General features: G+C 54.8%; 19 protein-coding genes. All 19 read left to right on the top strand.

What is annotated here, in order from left to right; all coding sequences use genetic code 11:
- Window positions 1-2: 2 nt before the first annotated feature.
- The 19 genes from terL to Q0X97_RS06065 all read left to right on the top strand — a co-directional run bounded on the left by terL (window position 3) and on the right by Q0X97_RS06065 (window position 17406).
- Window positions 3-1682 carry a phage terminase large subunit gene (gene terL / locus Q0X97_RS06155; RefSeq protein ID WP_302066503.1) on the top strand — a complete coding sequence of 560 codons (1680 nt, stop codon included), beginning with the start codon at window positions 3-5 and terminating at the stop codon, window positions 1680-1682.
- Window positions 1682-3250 (top strand): DUF935 domain-containing protein, encoded by a 1569-nt coding sequence (locus tag Q0X97_RS06150; RefSeq protein WP_302067689.1) that lies wholly within the window; start codon window positions 1682-1684, stop codon window positions 3248-3250. Before terL ends, Q0X97_RS06150 begins: the two co-directional genes overlap by 1 nt.
- A complete protein-coding gene (locus Q0X97_RS06145) occupies window positions 3237-4532 on the top strand; it encodes a phage minor head protein (RefSeq protein ID WP_302066501.1) in 1296 nt (431 codons plus the stop codon). Before Q0X97_RS06150 ends, Q0X97_RS06145 begins: the two co-directional genes overlap by 14 nt.
- A gap of 102 nt (window positions 4533-4634) precedes the next feature.
- Window positions 4635-5051 (top strand): phage virion morphogenesis protein, encoded by a 417-nt coding sequence (locus tag Q0X97_RS06140; RefSeq protein WP_244741055.1) that lies wholly within the window; start codon window positions 4635-4637, stop codon window positions 5049-5051.
- A 210-nt stretch (window positions 5052-5261) separates the two neighbouring features.
- On the top strand, window positions 5262-6320 hold the full coding sequence (locus Q0X97_RS06135) for a phage protease (protein ID WP_302066500.1): 1059 nt from the start codon (window positions 5262-5264) through the stop codon (window positions 6318-6320).
- Window positions 6321-6322: 2 nt separating this feature from the next.
- Entirely contained in the window at window positions 6323-7231 is a 909-nt protein-coding gene (locus Q0X97_RS06130) for a Mu-like prophage major head subunit gpT family protein (RefSeq protein ID WP_302066499.1), read from the top strand.
- Window positions 7232-7296: 65 nt separating this feature from the next.
- Entirely contained in the window at window positions 7297-7677 is a 381-nt protein-coding gene (locus Q0X97_RS06125) for a hypothetical protein (RefSeq protein WP_302066498.1), read from the top strand.
- A 2-nt stretch (window positions 7678-7679) separates the two neighbouring features.
- Entirely contained in the window at window positions 7680-8108 is a 429-nt protein-coding gene (locus tag Q0X97_RS06120; protein WP_302066497.1) for a gp436 family protein, read from the top strand.
- A complete protein-coding gene (locus Q0X97_RS06115; protein ID WP_302066496.1) occupies window positions 8092-8742 on the top strand; it encodes a DUF1834 family protein in 651 nt (216 codons plus the stop codon). The genes Q0X97_RS06120 and Q0X97_RS06115 overlap by 17 nt, the downstream gene beginning before the upstream one ends.
- The gene (locus Q0X97_RS06110; protein ID WP_302066495.1) at window positions 8739-8933 is read left to right on the top strand and encodes a DUF2635 domain-containing protein; all 195 of its coding nucleotides are present in this window, start codon (window positions 8739-8741) and stop codon (window positions 8931-8933) included. The genes Q0X97_RS06115 and Q0X97_RS06110 overlap by 4 nt, the downstream gene beginning before the upstream one ends.
- A 2-nt stretch (window positions 8934-8935) precedes the next feature.
- A complete protein-coding gene (locus tag Q0X97_RS06105; RefSeq protein WP_302066494.1) occupies window positions 8936-10345 on the top strand; it encodes a phage tail sheath subtilisin-like domain-containing protein in 1410 nt (469 codons plus the stop codon).
- A 64-nt stretch (window positions 10346-10409) separates the two neighbouring features.
- Window positions 10410-10787 (top strand): phage tail protein, encoded by a 378-nt coding sequence (locus Q0X97_RS06100; RefSeq protein ID WP_302066493.1) that lies wholly within the window; start codon window positions 10410-10412, stop codon window positions 10785-10787.
- A 6-nt stretch (window positions 10788-10793) separates the two neighbouring features.
- Complete coding sequence (locus tag Q0X97_RS06095) at window positions 10794-11222, top strand: hypothetical protein (RefSeq protein WP_302066492.1); 429 nt, start codon at window positions 10794-10796, stop codon at window positions 11220-11222.
- A complete protein-coding gene (locus Q0X97_RS06090; protein WP_004284608.1) occupies window positions 11222-11377 on the top strand; it encodes a hypothetical protein in 156 nt (51 codons plus the stop codon). The genes Q0X97_RS06095 and Q0X97_RS06090 overlap by 1 nt, the downstream gene beginning before the upstream one ends.
- Before the next feature lie 73 nt (window positions 11378-11450).
- The gene (locus Q0X97_RS06085) at window positions 11451-11978 is read left to right on the top strand and encodes a hypothetical protein (protein ID WP_302066491.1); all 528 of its coding nucleotides are present in this window, start codon (window positions 11451-11453) and stop codon (window positions 11976-11978) included.
- A gap of 101 nt (window positions 11979-12079) precedes the next feature.
- On the top strand, window positions 12080-14278 hold the full coding sequence (locus tag Q0X97_RS06080) for a phage tail tape measure protein (protein ID WP_302066490.1): 2199 nt from the start codon (window positions 12080-12082) through the stop codon (window positions 14276-14278).
- The gene (locus tag Q0X97_RS06075) at window positions 14275-15606 is read left to right on the top strand and encodes a DNA circularization protein (RefSeq protein WP_302066489.1); all 1332 of its coding nucleotides are present in this window, start codon (window positions 14275-14277) and stop codon (window positions 15604-15606) included. Before Q0X97_RS06080 ends, Q0X97_RS06075 begins: the two co-directional genes overlap by 4 nt.
- The gene (locus Q0X97_RS06070; RefSeq protein WP_302066488.1) at window positions 15596-16741 is read left to right on the top strand and encodes a phage baseplate assembly protein; all 1146 of its coding nucleotides are present in this window, start codon (window positions 15596-15598) and stop codon (window positions 16739-16741) included. Before Q0X97_RS06075 ends, Q0X97_RS06070 begins: the two co-directional genes overlap by 11 nt.
- Window positions 16738-17406, top strand: a complete 669-nt coding sequence (locus tag Q0X97_RS06065) for a phage baseplate assembly protein V (RefSeq protein WP_302066487.1) — start codon at window positions 16738-16740, stop codon at window positions 17404-17406. The genes Q0X97_RS06070 and Q0X97_RS06065 overlap by 4 nt, the downstream gene beginning before the upstream one ends.
- Window positions 17407-17408 lie beyond the last annotated feature (2 nt).

The raw sequence follows: 17408 nt of genomic DNA, 5'->3' as shown, positions 1-17408 counted from the left end.
GCATGTCGAAAAAGAAACTGACCCGAGCACAGTTGCGAGAACGAATGGAAAGTATCCGCTTGGATTTGATTCAGCGGATTGAAGCCGAAGATGCAGGGCTTTCCGATGCTGTGGAAGATATTGCTGCACGCCGAGAAAAAGTTTTTAACCCAGAAACGGGCTTTCGGTTTTTCCTTGAAACTTATTTCCCGCATCATATTCGCGGCGACTCGTGGTCGGAGTTCCACGATTATTTGATTGATGACGTGGTGCCGCGAATAACTCAATCACCCGAGGCCGAAGCAGAAGCCGATGCAGCGCCGCGCGGCGAAGCTAAGACCACCCTTGGCGTGCAGATTAAATCCTTGTGGGACGAGGTACGCAACGCCAAGCATAACGTAGTAATCATATCGGACGTGGAAGACCAAGCGGCGGGGTCGGTAGAGGTAATTAAGACCGAATTGACCGAAAATAAACGGCTTGCTCTTGATTTTCCTGAAGTGTGTGGAGTTGGTCGCCGTTGGCGTGTTGGCGAAATCATTACGCGACAAGGAAACAAAATTAAAGCCTACGGCAGCGGCATGAAGCTGCGCGGCACTAAACACGGCGCACGCCGACCCGATATGGCTTATCTGGACGATATCGAAAACGACGAAAACGTCGAGACACCGAGACAACGTGCCAAGTTGATGGAATGGGTCAATAAAGCTGTATTGCCTTTGGGTGCCGCTGGCGAAAAATTTGATGTCCTTTATGTTGGCACTATCCTGCATTACGACAGCGTGTTGAATCGTGTTTTGGCTAATCCATTTTGGACTAGCCGCCGTTTTCAGGCCATTATCAAATGGCCTGAAAATATGGATTTATGGGATGAGTGGGAGACTATTTACAAACACGAAGGGCGAAAAGCTGCAAAAGAGTTTTACGAAGCCAACGAAGCAGAAATGTTGGCTGGAAGCAAAGTGAGTTGGGAACAGCGACCGCTTTTGCTGCTGATGACTATACGCGCGCGTATCGGCAAAGAAGCCTTTGATTGTGAATATCAAAATGAGCCGGTAAGCGGTGAAGATGCGATTTTTGCAAACATGATTGAAGCAGCGCAGTTTGCCGATAAAGACTTGCCGTCTGATCTAATTTGGTTTGGGGCGCTTGACCCGTCTTTGGGTAAACGCAACGCCAACCGCGACCCTTCTGCGATTTTGATTGGCGGTTGGCATCGGGCGACAGTTACGCTTTATGTGGTGGTGGCACAAATACGCCGCCGTGTGCCGGACAAAATCATAGAAGATGTAATTAGGCTGCAAAAGCAATACAAATGCCGTTTGTGGGCGGTTGAGATTGTGCAATTCCAAGAATTTTTAAAAACGGAATTAACTAAGCGTGGTTTGCAGCAAGGCATCCCTATCCCTGCAAGGGGAGTAAAGCCCATCGCAGACAAAGAACTACGAATCGAATCTATCCAGCCTCACATGGAGAACGGCTATATCCGGATACACAAAGACAATACCGAGCTTATTGACCAACTTAGGCGTTTTCCCAAGCATGCTCATGATGATGGCCCCGACGCACTACAAATGTTATGGGCACTGGCCGTAGGAAATTCGGCGCCGATTGAGTGGCAAAGCGTGAGGCCGTCTGAAACACACGATGATTTTGACGATGACCTTGATGAAGACAACACCAAAAGCATGTGGGCTAGATAATGGCTAAAAAAGACAAAAAAACCAAACCGCAAAAGCCTGAAAACGGCTTGCAAACCGATTTGGCGCAAATTACCGCCGCCGGGCGCGTGATTGCGGAGCATCCGTCCAACTTTATCACGCCCGCCAAAATGCGTGCGCTGTTCGAGGATGCGGAATCAGGCGACATTACCGCCCAGCACGAGCTGTTTGCCGACATCGAGGAGCGCGACAGCGACATCGGTGCCAATATGGGCACGCGCAAGCGGGCGCTGCTGACGCTGGATTGGCGCGTTACCCCGCCGCGCAATGCTACGCCCGCCGAAGAGCAATTGGCCGAGGCAGCCTTTGAGCTGATAGACGGCCTGACGCAGTTTGAGGACTTGGTTATCGACCTGATGGACGCGGTCGGCCACGGCTTCGCCGCGTTGGAAATCGAGTGGGCTTTTTCAGACGGCCGCTATTACCCGACGGCCTTTACCCATCGGCCGCAGAGCTGGTTTAGATGGAGTAAAGACGACGAGCTGATGCTCAAATCGCAAGACAATCAAGACGGCGAGCCGCTGTGGCCGTTGGGCTGGATTGTGCACAGCCACAAATCGCGCAGCGTGCCGCAGGCGCGTAACGGCTTATTCCGCACGTTGGCATGGCTGTATATGTTTAAGCATTACGCCGTGCATGATTTTGCCGAGTTTTTGGAGCTTTACGGCATGCCCATCCGTATCGGCAAATACGGGGCGGGTGCAACGGAGGCAGAAAAACGCACGCTGTTGCGCGCGGTGGCCGAAATCGGCCATAACGCGGCGGGCATCATGCCCGAGGGAATGGAAATCGAGCTGCATCAAGCGGCCAGCGGCACGACCGCCACCAGCAACCCGTTTTTGCAGATGGCCGATTGGTGCGAAAAATCCGCCGCGCGCCTGATTTTGGGGCAAACGCTCACCAGCGGAGCCGACGGCAAAAGCAGCACCAATGCGCTGGGTAAGGTGCACAACGAGGTGCGCCGTGATTTGCTGGTGTCGGATGCCAAACAAGTGGCACAGACCATTACCCAGCAGATCATCCTGCCCTACCTGCAAGTCAACCACCCCAATACCGACCCTAACCGCCTGCCCAAATTTGAGTTTGATACGCGCGAGGCAGAGGATATTGCGGTAATGGCCGAAGCCATCCCTAAGCTGGTGGACGTGGGCGTGCAAATCCCGGAGAGCTGGGTACGCGACAAGCTGGTAATCCCCGAGCCTGCCGAGGGTGAACGGGTGCTGGCGCGAGTGGTGCCGGATAATCCCGTGAATCAAGCCGCGCTGGCGGCATTGTCCGCACGCATACCGGCAGGCCGCCCCGCCACCCGCGAGCAGCAGGTATTGGACGGTGCATTGGACGAGGCGTTGGAGATGCCCGACTTTAACGCGCAGCTCAATCCGATTATCAAACAGGCGGTGGCCGCGCTGGCGGCGTGTGAAAGCTACGAAGAGGCAGATGCCGCCTTGACCGCACTCTACCCGCAGCTGGATAACCAAACCCTGCGGGGCTATATGCAAAATGCGCTGTTTTTGAGCGATCTGTTGGGGCAAGCCAATGCCAAGCATTAAGTTTGCCCTCGGCCTGAAACCTGCAAAAGCGATTGAGTGGCTGCAAGCCAAAGGCGTGACCGCCGAAAGCTACCGCAACCTGACGGCCTCGGAAATCGCCAAAGTGTACACCATCGCCCGCATAACCGATTTGGATATGCTCAACGACATCAAGCAATCCATGATTAAAGCGGCCGACAGCGGGCAAGCGTTTACCGATTGGCGCAAAGACATCTTGCAGCACTTGCAAAACAAGGGCTGGCTGCACCCCAACGGCCACAACGGGCAAGACATCATCGACCCGAAAACGGGCGAGGTGTTCGGCACGCCGCGCCGTTTGGACACCATCTACCGCACCAACATGCAGTCGGCTTACAGCACCGGGCAGTATCAAGGCTATATGGACAATATCGACCACCGCCCCTACTGGATGTATGACGCGGTGGCCGACCACCGCACGCGCCCCGCCCATGCGGCGATGGACGGGCTGGTTTACCGCTATGACGACCCGTTTTGGACAACCTTTTATCCGCCCAACGGCTACAACTGCCGCTGCACGGTGGTGGCTTTGGCCGAGCGCGATATTGAGCGCAGCGGGCGTATCGTGGGCAAATCCACGCCGGAAAACTTTGTAGAGACGCACAAAATCTACAACAAAAAAGGCGACAGTTACCCGACGATGGCCTACAAAGCTCCCGACGGCAGCCTGCATACCACCGACCGCGGATTTGAGTACAACGCAGGCCGCATGAATTACCGCCCCGACCTTGACCGCTACGACAGAGGTTTGGCACACCAGTTTGCCAAAGCCGAGATGGGCGGCCCCGAATTTAAAACCACCTTCAAACGGCTTGAAAAAGAATTTTACGAAGTGAAAGGCCGTCTGAAAACCGACGGTAAGTTGAGCAATACCCAGCTCTATAAAATCGAAGACACCCTTACCAACGAACGGCATTTTGCTGCAGGTGTGATTGCAAAAGGCGTGCAAGACAAGGCCGCATTGGAGAAATCAACGGTATGGCTTTCGGATGATACGATCATCAAGCAGATTAACAGCCGGGCAAAAGAAGTGTTTCCTGCGGAGTTGTACGAACATCTGCCGGATATTTATAACGCACCCGATACGGTCGTCATCAACCGCAAAGACGGAAAGTATTACTTCGGCAAAAAAATCGGCGGAGTGTGGTATTTGGCTGTTACCAAGTATCTGCACAAAAAGAAAGAACTGTTTTTGGAATCGTTCCGCCGTACCAACCAAAACCAGTTGGAAAGTTTGGCGGAGAAATTTGAAAGCGTGGAATAAGTGTCGGGCAAGGCTCGAAATCACTTGCACACGGTCAGAAGCCTAAGCTCGCCTGCGGTATCGAGATTCACCGCTTTTCCGACACTTGAAAACCATCATACCATGATTGAAATCAAAATAGACAATATTTTCGTGGTGCAAAACCAAATCGAGCGGCTGCAAGACGGTGTGGAAAACCGTTACCGGCTGATGGAGCGGTTGGCGGGCACCATGCACTACGCCGTGCATATGAATTTCCGCGCCGGCGGCCGACCGAAATGGCTGGGGCTGAAATACCGCAACGGCAGGCCGCTGATTGATACCGAGGGCTTGCGCGAAAGCATCACCAAAATGGCCGACAACGATACCGCCCTTGTCGGTACCAATATGGTGTATGCCGCCATCCACAACTTCGGCGGCATGGCCGGACGCGGCCGCAAAGTGAACATACCGCAACGGGAATTTTTAACGCTAACCGACCAAGACAAACAAGACTTGATGGACGATGTACAGGATTATTTTGCCAACCTGATTAAATGATTTTTCAGACGGCCTTTAAAACGCGCTTTTTAGCGCGTTTTTGTTTTGGGTAATAGGTTGGCATAGGCCGATGGGTTAAAACCAATCTGACGCGTTTTTAAAAGGGGTTTAAAAGGGGTTTGGAATGCAGTGCGGGGTTTGAAATGCGTCCACTCTTTTCGGCACGGCTGTTAAGGCGAAAATGACAACATCGCAAAAAGGATGTGCAACATGCCCCAAAACAGATTAACGCTTGCCGCATGCAGTTTCGAGGTGCAGCCGCGCGATGGCCGCATCCAGTTGCTGCCTTACGGCGAGTTTAGAGCGATTGACGGCCGCCCCCACGATGTGCCCGCTTGGTATCTGACCGAGGAGAACGGCCGCGACGTGGTGCAGCTGGCCAATGCTTCGCGCAATCAGCTGGTGGTCGATTACGAGCACCAAACCCTGCACAAAGAAAAAAACGGCCAGCCCGCGCCCGCCGCCGGTTGGATGAGCTGGCTGGAGTTTACACCCAAAGGCTTGTTTGCCGATGTGGAGTGGACGGACAAGGCAGCGGCGGCCATTGCCGCCAAAGAATACCGTTATATCTCGGCGGTGTTTAGCTATGACACCAAGGGCTATGTGCGCAAGATTTACCACGCCGCGCTGACCAATTACCCCGCGTTGGACGGCATGGACGAAGTGTTGGCGGCAGCGTCGGCACAGTTTTTTAACCCCGAAACGGAGCAAAACCCGATGAAAGAGTTGTTGCAACAACTGCTTGGCCTGCCGCAGGCAAGCGACGAGCAGATTACGGCGGCGTTAACCGCAATCTTGGCGGCCAAGCCGCAAAACGTTGCCTTATCTGCCGACCTGTTTAAAGAGCTGGCCGACAAAGACAGCAAAATCGCCGCCTTGTCCGCCCAGCCGGCAGGCCAACCCGACTTGACCCGATACGCACCGGTGTCGGTGGTGCAGGATTTGCAAAGCCAAATCGCCGCGCTGACCGCCGAACGCAACGCTGATAAAGGCAACGAGCTGATTACTGCCGCATTGTCCGCAGGCAAGCTGTTGCCCGCGCAAAAGGCATGGGCGGAAGGCGTATTGAAACAAGAAGGCGGCTTGGCCTTTTTAACCGGCTTTATCGAAAACGCGCAGCCGGTAGCGGCTTTGGCCGGCACGCAAACCGCAGGCAAAGAGCCGGGCGAGAATGTGGTGGCATTGACCGCAGAAGAGCAGGCAGCCGCCAAGATGCTCGGTATGAGCCATGCCGAGTATGCTGCACAAGTTAAACAACAGGAAGGTTAAAAATGAATAAAACCGCAGTATTAACGGCGTTAACCGCCGCATTCCGCAAAGAATTTCAAAACGGCTTGGAATCGGTTAAACCGTCTTATACGGCCATTGCCATGACGGTGCCGTCGAATACGGCTACCAATACTTACGCGTGGTTGGGCAAATTCCCGCAAATGCGCGAATGGGTAGGCCAACGCCAAGTTGAAAAACTGAGCAAAGAGGCCATGAGCCTCACCAACAAAAAGTTTGAAGCAACGGTTGCCGTGGAGCGCACTGACATTGAGGACGATCAGGTGGGTATGTACCGCCCGATGATGGCCGCAATGGGCGAATCTGCCGCGGCCTTGCCCGACACTTTGGTATGGGGTTTGCTCAAAAAAGGCAAAACCACCGAATGTTATGACGGCCAATACTTTTTTGATACGGATCACCCGGTATTTGAAAAAGCCGACGGTACCGGTCAAAACACGGCCACCAAAAACATCACTACCGGCACCGACAATGATGTACCGACATGGTATGTGATTGACGATACCAAAACGCTCAAGCCGTTGGTATTCCAAAGCCGCACCGAGCCGGAATTTGAAAACAAGTTTGACCCAGCCAAATCGGACAAGGTGTTTATGGAGGATCAATACCTCTACGGCTCCCGCCGCCGCTGTGTAGCCGGTTTCGGCTTATGGCAGCTGGCGCACATGGCTGAAAAACTGACCTTAAACAAGGCTAATTTGCAAAAAATCATTGTGGCCATGCGCAAAGTCAAGGCCAACGGCGGTTATAACCTCAACATTACACCGAGCCTGCTGGTGGTGCCGCCCGAGCTGGAAGAGACCGCCCGCGAGCTGTTGGAAGCCGAAAAAATCGACGGTACGACCAACACCTTTAAAGGCCGTCTGAAACTGCACGTATCGGTGCACCTGTAAACCAACCTTGATTTTCAGACGGCGTTTAAACCTGTTTTAAAGGCCGTCTGAACGGAGACCTGACTATGGCAAACCCAAAAAAAGACACCCCCGTCGAATCTGTAACCCAACCCGACCCGCAAGACTTGAGCGTCGAGGCGGCGCTCAAGCAAGAGCTGGATAAGGCGCAGGCCGAACTATCCGCCTTAAAGGAGCAATTGGCCGCTGCCGAATCTGCAAAAAACGCCGCCGAGCGCGAATTGGAAGCATTGCGCAAACAGGCCGATAAGCCTGCGAAGTCCGGTAATCCAAATAAGAGACTGGTTCGCACCGCATCGGGGCGTGAATTTTGGCGCGCCGGCGAGAAATTTGACGGCGAGTGGCGCGAGATTGACCGCACCGTGATTGGCGACGAGGCGTGGCAGCGCATTATCGACGAGCCGGCCCTGCAAACCAAAGAGGCTTAAAAATGGCTTACGCAGCCGTGGCCGATATGGTGGCGCGTTTCGGTGAGCTGGAGGTTATCCAGTTGACCGACCGCAACCAAGACGGCTTGATTGACGAGGACGTGGCGGCAGTGGCACTGGCCGATGCCACCGCAGAAATAGACGCTTATCTGGGTCGGTTTAAACGTCCGTTTACCGATGTGCCGCCCATCCTCAAGCGCTTGTGTTGCGATATCGCCCGCTACCGCCTCACCGCCGCCAACGGTGTGCTGATTACCGAAGAAATCCGCAACCGCTACAAAATCGACGTACTCGACCTGCTGCGTGCTATGGCCAAAGGCGAAGTGCAGCTGGGCGTGGATGAAAGCGGCGAAGAAGTGGCCGCGGGCGAAGACGGTATTGTGTTTATCAACGGTAAAAATAAGGTGTTCGGGCGTGATAACCGAAATTGAGCAAGCGGTAACAGACCGTCTGAAACGGGGCTTGGGGCGCATGGTGCGCACGGTTAAAAGCTACAACGGCGAGGCCGACGACTTGGCCGGGCAAATCCATACGCTGCCTGCGGTATGGGTAACGTATGGCGGCAGCAAGGTTGAGCCTGCCGGTACCGGCGGCGTGCACAGCCGCTATCAGGATACGGCGGAATTTGTAGTGATGGTTGCAGCCCGTAATCTGCGCAACGAGCAGGCACAGCGGCAAGGCGGCATCGACAGCCGTGAAATCGGCAGCAACGATTTAATCCGCGCCGTGCGCCGCCTGCTTGACGGCCAGCGGCTCGGTTTTCCCGATAGCCGCGGCTTGGTGCCCAAAGCGGTGCGAACGATTGCCAATCATGTGCTGGTGCAAAACGCCGCGGTAAGCATATATGCGGTTGAGTATGCCATCCGCTTTAACACCTGCGGGTTGGAAAACGACCGTTTCCCCGAACGCACCGACAATCCCGACCACCCCGACCATATCTTTACCAAGTATCAGGGCACATTGAGCGAGCCGTGGCCTGATTTCGAGGGATTGGACGGCAGAATTTACGACCCGCAATCCACCGGTGAAATCCCTATAAACCTAACCATTAAGGACAAGCAATGAGCAAAATCAAAGTAGCGGCGGCAGACGGCCTGCGTGTGCCGGCCGAGCACAACCCGCACGAGTATATCGGCCAAGAGCCGGTGGAAGTGGACGGCAGCCTGTATTACCAACGCATGATTGACGACGGTGATTTGGTGGTGGTTGAGGATCCCGCCCCAAATACCAAAACCCGTAATGCTAAGGGAGAGTAACGATGCCCCATATTGATTTTGACACGATTCCGGGCAGCATCCGCGTGCCCGGCCAGTATATTGAATTTAACACCCGCAATGCGGTGCAAGGTTTGCCGCAAAATCCGCAAAAAGTACTGATGCTCGCGCCCATCTTGGCAGGAGGCAGACAACCTGCCCTAAAACCGGTGCAGATGTTCAGCGATGCGGAAGCCGCGGAGATGTTCGGCAAAGGCTCGTTGGCCCATCTGATGGTTCGCCAAGCATTCATGAACAATCCCTATCTCGACTTGACCGTTATCGGTTTGGCCGACCATGAATCAGGTATTGCGGCCACATCGACCGTAACGCTTGCCGGTACTGCAACCGCACCGGGCGTGGTAGAGCTGACCATAGGCGGCATGAATGTGAGTACCGCCGTCAGCACCGGCGAAACCGCCGCCGTTGTAGCCGCCCGCTTGAAAACCGTTATTGACGCGGCAGACGTTACCGTTACCGCGGCTGTCAATACTGCCGCCATTACGCTCACAGCGAAACACAAAGGCGAAATCGGCAACGAGACTGCCGTGGCTGCCGGTACCGGCAGCACCGGTTTGACCTATCAGATTGCCAAAGGTGTTTCCGGTGCCAAAAACCCCGACATTGCCGCCGCGGTTACCAAAGTGGCCGGTAAACACTACCACATCATTTGCAGCGCATTTAGCGACGGAGCGAATGCCAAAGCCTTAAGCGACCATATTACGGCGGTATCCAATGCCATCGAGCAGCGCGGCTGTATCGGCGTATTGGGTTTGGGCACTACATTGAGCACGGCAACCACAGCGGCCGGCAAAATCAACGACGGCCGCATTACAGCCGCATGGTATAAGGGCGCAGCGGAGCAAAACGGCATCATTGCCGCGGGCTATGCGGCGGTGCTGGCCTTTGAAGAAGACCCCGCCAAGCCGCTGAATACGCTGGAAATCAAAGGGCTGAATATTACGCCCGATGTGCAATGGCCGCTGTTTGCCGAGTGCAACAACGCGCTTTACAACGGTATCACGCCGTTAACCGTAGTGAACAACCGCGTGCAGATTATGCGTGCGGTATCCACCTACACCAAATCGGCCAATAACACCGACGACCCGGCACTACTCGACATTACCACCATCCGCACGCTGGATTATGTGCGCCGCAGCGTTAAAGAGCGCATTGCCCTGCGTTTCCCTCGCGACAAATTGAGCGACCGCCTGCTGCCCAAGGTTAAGAGCGAGATTTTGGACGTATTAATCAAGCTCGACCAAGCCGAAATCATCGAAAACGCCGAGGCCAACAAAGGCAAGCTGGTGGTGGCGCGTGCGCAAAACGACCCCAACCGCGTGAATGCCATCATCCCCGCCGACGTGGTCAACGGCCTGCATGTGTTTGCCGGGCGCATTGATTTGATTTTGTAACCCTTTCAGACGGCGTTTAAACCTGTTTTAAAGGCCGTCTGAAACCTTAAAAAAAGGATAAAACATGAGCGATGCAACTTATGCCGGCGCGGTGATCATGGAGGTTAACGGCCGCGACATCGAGATTGTGAGCATCAAGCCGCAAACTATGACAGGCCGCAAGCCGGTAAGAACCATGAACCGCAACGGCCGTGTAAACGGTTATTGCGACGGCGTAACGGAACACAAATTAAGCATTACCGCAGCCATCCCGCTCGACGACCGTGCGGTGCATTGGGACAAGATTACCAAAGCCAAAATTACCATCTACCCCATCAACCAAGAAGACAAACGCACATCCTATCTCGACTGCTTTACGGTTGACACCGGCGAGCAATACCAATCGGAAGGGGAAGCAGTTATCGATATCGAGATGGTGGCACTGCACAAAATCACGGAGTAATACCGCATGAAACACGAGTTTGATTTGGTGTGGGGCCTGCCCTTGCCAGACGGCGGCGGTGTGGCCAAACGCGCCGCGCTGCGGCCGCTGACCATCGGCGGCGAACTGCGCGCGCAGGCGGCATTGGAAGATATGGATTTGGGCGAAGCGCAAAGCGAAAGCGGCAAAGCCCGCGCCCTGATGACTGAAACCTTGGCTTATTGGGCGGAGCAGCTTACCGTTGAGGGCATCGCACCCGAGCAGCTAACCGCCGAATACTTAGCGGAAAATCTGACCGGCGAAGACTACGGCATCATCTTGGCCGCACAGGACGACCTGCGGGCAAAATACACCGCCGCTGGGACAAACCCCGGGAACACCACGGCGGCCGCCGAAAAACCGAGTCCCGAAACTACCGCAACTGCCACCGCAATTACCGACAATCCGTCATCTTGATGGCCAAAGCGGGCATATCCGCCGATGCCGTGGCCGGTATGTGCCACGCCGAGCTGGTGGCTTGGTTTGGAGACATCTTGGACAGCTTGGGCGTTAAAAAGCCCACGGATGACGGAGTGATTATCTCGAGGCGGTTGCCTAAGCCAAGCAAGTGATAAGATATGTTAAAATCATGGCCGTGCGATTTTGCACGGCTTTTTTTATTACGGAATCAAAGAGAGGTTAAAAATGAGGAAGATGTTTTATCTTGCGTCACTATGTTTTGCACTTTCGGCTTGCGGGGGTGATTCAGGAAGTAATGCGCCTGTACAAACGGCGGAAGCAGAAAGCTTATCTGAATCTAAACCTGAGCCAATCTCCCCTGCGCATTACTATTCTTTGAAAGATGGGCTGGAATACGGATATGAACAAGTTATCAGCCACGATGCGGCTAATCAAGGTCAGGCCGCAAATCATGTTTTGATGTTGCGTTATTCCGGCAGCAAAGACGGAAAGCATCAACTCTTCAATTCTGAAAACGGCCTAAGCCAAGTTATTGAGTGCGAAGGAGATTGCAGCTTTATTAAGATGATGATTTTCTCTGGTGGTCAAATGCTCAAAAAAGAAGTGATCAAAGGAGGTAACCACAGTATTGCGGCATTGGCTCTTGAGGATGCTAAAAACGGTAAATTGGAGCAATATATTCATGAGTCAAAGGGAAAAAAATATCATGTTTGGTTTACCGATAAGGGCAGGAAACTTGAGGAAATCAAATAAGGCATAGACTAAAAGGGCTTGAAGCCCCTTAAATCCCGATTCAAATAGCCTTTAAACCATAATTAACCGTGAGTTAATGTGAGTTTAAAGGCTGTTTTTTTATGGCAAACGGATTAATGAAACTGGTGTTGTCGCTGACCGGGCGGGATGACGGCGCAAAGCGGCTTTTGGCCGAAACCGAGCGGCAATTGCAGCGCACGGCCACATCGCGTATGCAAATGGCGCGCGCACACAAGCCTTATGAAATAGCGGGTATCCGCTCAGAAAAAGCAATACAGCGCGAAATCCGTGCAACAGAAGCGGCCTATAACAGGCTGCGTCGCAGTGGCACGGCTTCGCAAAACGATTTGGCGCGCGCAGCACAAGCACATAAGCAAAAATTGAAAGAGCTAAATGCAGAGTTGGGGCGAGGTGCCGGTCTGCAAAAAGGCATGGCTGCGGGCGCGGCAGTGTTTGCCGGGGGGGCGGCAGCGTATGGCGTTTTAAAACCTGCAATGGATAACCAAAAACAATTGGATGCCAATATCACTCAAGTAGCTTGGCAGGCTTATGGAGAAGATAACAGCAAGTCGGCAGACTGGATTGCCAAAGAAGGTAAAGGCGAAATCCGAGCATTGGTTAAGGAATTGGTGGATACCAACGGCGGCACTGCGGACGCAGCTTTACAGCTGATTAACAGCATGATGGCCAACGGTATGAGTTTTGATCAGGCGCGCGCCAATGCCCAGTCCTCTCATAGGGCTATGCTGGCTTCCGCCGAAGGAGTCGGACAATACAATCCGCAAGATACGGCCAAGCTTTTCAAAGTTCTTTCCGACTTCGGCTTTAAAGGCGATGAATTATCCAAAGCCTTCGAATATGCGATGAAATCGGGCATGCAGGGTAATTTTGAAATTGCCGACATGGTACGCGAGCTACCTGCCTTGCTGCCTGCCGCGAAAGCTGCGGGTATGGACGGGCTGCAAGGTTTCGGTTTTCTTCTTTCTACTTTGCAATCGGCGGCTAATAAAGCCGGGTCAAACAGCGAGGCGGCCAATAATGTGCGCAATCTGCTGGAAAAAACCTTATCTGCCGATACTACCAAACGTTTGTCGAAAATGGTTAATCCGCAACAGCCGGGCAAAGGTATTGATTGGCAAGCATCGGTTTTAAAGGGTAAGGAAAACGGCGAGAGTGCAGTGCAGGTGTTGGCGCGATTGGCAGATTCCATGTTGGAAAAAGACAAGGAATACCAAGCTTTTAAGAAAAAAGCGGATGCAGGCGACGAAACAGCTAAAAGCCAAATGAATATTATGAAGGGTTTTGTGTTGTCGTCGATCTTGCCAGACATCCAAGCCAAAGGCGGTTTGCTGGCGGCAGCAGATACGCAACAGGTGCAGGAATATATGCAAGGCTTGCTCGGCCTAAATCCGCAAAACAGTTTAGTGGATAAAAAATTGGCGGTTATGGAGAGTAGCGCCGCTTACAAGCAAGAGCAAGCAGAAGCAAAAGCATTGCTTGGACAAGATGCGCTTACGGAGCCTTTAATTGAGGCTGAAACAGGCTTGAAATCTTTGACTGCCGAATTTCCCAATGCAACCTTAGCCCTGCAAACGCTTGCCGCTGCCGCAATGGCTGCTGCGGCGGCTCAAGGCTTGATGGGTGTGTTGGGCGGTGGCGGTTTGGGTGGCGGTGCGGGGGCGGTCGGCACGGCCGCACGCTTCGGCCTTGTTGGTATCGGTGCTGCTGCGGGCGGTTTGGGTTTATGGGATGCCAACAGCCGCATCAACCGCAATGAGGGTAAGGGATTTACAGAGGGCGGCCTAAACAGCCGCGCGGCGGGATATGCCGAGTCTGCTTTAAGCGGCGCGGCTTTGGGTGCGGCCGTCGGCTCGATTATCCCGGGTATCGGCACGGCCATCGGTGCCGCAATTGGGGCGGTCGGCGGCTTGTTGACAGCGGCCATTACCGATGCATGGAAAGAAAACCCGCCGCCCAAACCTGCGGGCATGGCTGCCGAACCCTTGCAACCCTTAAAGCCGCTCGAACCCCTTAAACCCGCCGAACCGCTTGCGCCCGTCATTACCCAGCAAACCGCCGCTTATCAAGCTGCGATTATCGAGCAAACGGCGCAATATCAAGCCGCGCTGAATGCCGAGACGGCGGCGGTAACGGGCGGGCTGAATCAAATTAACAGCACGCTGGCGGCGGCCAACCAAACCATCAACAACAATATGACGGTAACGCTCGACGGGCGCGTGATTGCCCACGAGGTATCGCGGTATCAAGTGGCCATGTTCGGCCGTGGAGCGGGCCAATGAGCGGATGGCATACCTTATTGCAGGACGCGTCTTACAAGGGCGTCGGGTTTGATATTGAGGCGGTGGACGAGAGCAACGGCAAGGCATTGGCCGAGCATGCGCGGCCGTTTGTGCAGGGTATCGACCTTGAGGATATGGGCACAACCGGGCGGCAGGTGCAGATTAATGCGGTGTTTTGGGGCAAGGGCTATGCAGGCCGTCTGAAAAAGCTGCTGGATGCGCTGGAGCAGCCGGGCGGCGGCGTGCTGGTGCACCCTGTTTGGGGGCGGATGCACAACATGATTGCGGCATCATGGAGCTACCGCCATGAGGCCGATTATGTGGATTATGCGGGCATCGATATTACTTTCCGCGAAGCGGCCGAAGCGCAGGAAATCTTTGTATTTGAAAACGCCTTTTTGGTCGAGCTTGAGGCATTGATTGCCGATATCGACACCTACCGCGAGGCGGCTATCGGCTTTATTGATGCGGTGCTGGCGGTGGATGCGGGCGTATCGGCTTTATGGGGCAGCGCACTGGGCATTTGGAGTGCGGCATCGGGTACGTTTAGCGCAGTGCGCCGTTTGTTTGATTTGGACAAAATCGCCTTTCCCGATCGGGGCGGATACAGCGCAGCGGCGTTTAAAAGCGGATCGGCCAAGTTGTTTGCCGATATGGCGGTTATGGTGGATACCGGCATGCGCCGTGAGGCGGGTTTGGCCGATGATGCTATGCACCATGCCGGCTGGTCGCCGCGGCAGCGGTTTGACGGGGCTGCGGCTGTTGCCGACCGTGCCGCCGCTTTCCCTGATAATTTGCTTACCGGCCGTTTTTCAGACGGCCTGCAAAGCCGCTTGAACCGTTTAACCGCCAAACAAGTGCAGCCGGTGGCGCAGGCGGTGCGCCTGTTATCGACGGCATCGCTGTTGTCGGTGGCAACGGCATTAATCGAGGCGCACGGCGAAGAGATGACCGCGCCCGATTTGATTGGGGTTAACCGCGCCATGCGCCGCCGTATGCAGGCCGAGATTGCCGCCTTGCGGGCGGTGCAGACGGCTGCTGCCGAGTCGGGCACTCTGACGGCCAACGCCGTGTATACCGAGGCTTACCAAACGGCAGAATCCCTGCGCGCGGCGGCAGGCCGTCTGAATGCGTTGGTTGCGGCGGCCATCAACCAAAAACCGCCGCTGATTGTGCGCCAAGCCCCAATCGACGGCACGATACACCAAATCGCCCATGAGTTTTACGGCGATATCGGCCGCGCAGCAGAGCTGATGCGGCTCAATCCCCATATCCACCACCCCGCGTTTATCAAGCGCGGCACTTTGGTCAACAGCTATGCAAAATAATTCATACGGTTATGCCGTGTCGGTGCGCGTGGGCGGTAAAGAGCACCGCCACTGGGAGCGCTACGACATCGACAGCGACTTTTTAATCCCCGCCGACAGCTTCGATTTTTCTATCGGCAGGTCGGGGCCGGAGGCGGCCATACCCGATTTGAGCGGCGAAACCTGCGAAGTGGTAATAGACGGCCAAACCGTGATGACGGGCATCATCGGCAGCCAGCGCCACGGCAAAAGCAAGGGCAGCCGCGAGTTGAGCTTAAGCGGGCGTGATTTGGCCGGTTTTTTGGTGGATTGCTCCGCGCCGCAGCTCAATGTTAAGGGCATGACGGTATTGGATGCAGCCAAAAAGCTGGCCGCACCGTGGCCGCAGATTAAGACGGTAAAACTCAAAGCGGAAAACAACCCTGCTTTGGACAAAATCGACATCGAGCCGGGCGAAACCGTATGGCAGGCGTTAACCCATATTGCCAACTCGGTCGGGCTGCATCCGTGGCAGGAGCCGGACGGCACGTTAGTAGTGGGCGGTGCGGATTACAGCAGCCCGCCGGTGGCGACATTGTGCTGGAGTCGCACCGACAGCCGCCGCAATATCGAGCGCATGGATATTGAGTGGGATACCGACAACCGCTTTTCCGAGGTTACTTTTTTGGCGCAATCGCACGGCCGCAGCGGCGACAGCGCCAAACACGATTTAAAGTGGGTGTACAAAGACCCGACCATGACGCTGCACCGCCCCAAAACGGTGGTGGTGTCCGATGCCGACAATTTGGCCGCATTGCAAAAGCAGGCTAAAAAGCAGCTGGCCGACTGGCGGCTGGAGGGATTCACGCTCACGATAACCGTGGGCGGCCATAAAACCCGCGACGGCGTATTATGGCAACCCGGCCAGCGTGTGCATGTGATCGACGACGAGCACGGTATCGATGCGGTGTTTTTTCTGATGGGGCGGCGGTTTATGCTATCCCGCATGGACGGCACGCAAACCGAGCTGCGGCTCAAAGAGGACGGCATTTGGACACCTGACGCTTACCCCAAAAAAGCCGAGGCGGCGCGCAAGCGCAAAGGCAAACGCAAAGGCGTGAGCCATAAGGGCAAAAAAGGCGGCAAAAAACAAGCAGAAACGGCGGTGTTTGAATGAGTTTGAGTAAATTGGCGAAAAAAACGGCGCAAACTGCTAAAAATATCGGCGAAACCCTGCGCGCGGCCTTTCGGGGCAAAATCACGCTGGTGGTGTCGTCCGAGCCGATACAGCGCGTGCAGTTGAGCGGCTTGGCCGGCGAAACCCTGCAAGACCTTGAGCATTTGCAGGAATACGGCTTTGCCAGCCATCCGCCCGAGGGCAGCGAAGCGGTAGTGATACCGCTGGGCGGCAATACGTCGCACGGTGTGATTGTGTGCAGCCAGCACGGCAGCTACCGCATCAAAAACCTTAAGCCCGGCGAGACGGCGATTTTTAATCATGAGGGTGCAAAAATCGTGATTAAGCAAGGCAAAATCATTGAGGCCGATTGCGACGTGTACCGGGTTAACTGCAAACAATACGAGGTTAATGCGGCCACGGATGCCAAATTTAACGCGCCGTTGGTGGAGACTAGTGCGGTGTTGACGGCGCAAGGCCAAATCAACGGCAACGGCGGCATGGCCGTCGAGGGCGGCAACGGAGCCACCTTTAGCGGCGATGTTAACCAAACGGGCGGCAGCTTTAACACCGACGGCGACGTGGTGGCCGGCGATATATCGTTGCGCCAGCACCCGCATACCGACAGCATCGGCGGCAAAACATCGCCACCGGAACCAGCATAGAC

Origin of the sequence: Neisseria sp. MVDL19-042950 (assembly GCF_030504625.1) — a bacterium.
GTDB lineage: Bacteria > Pseudomonadota > Gammaproteobacteria > Burkholderiales > Neisseriaceae > Neisseria.
Note: the sequence above shows the minus strand (reverse complement) of the source record. Positions and strands in the feature narration are given on the sequence as shown.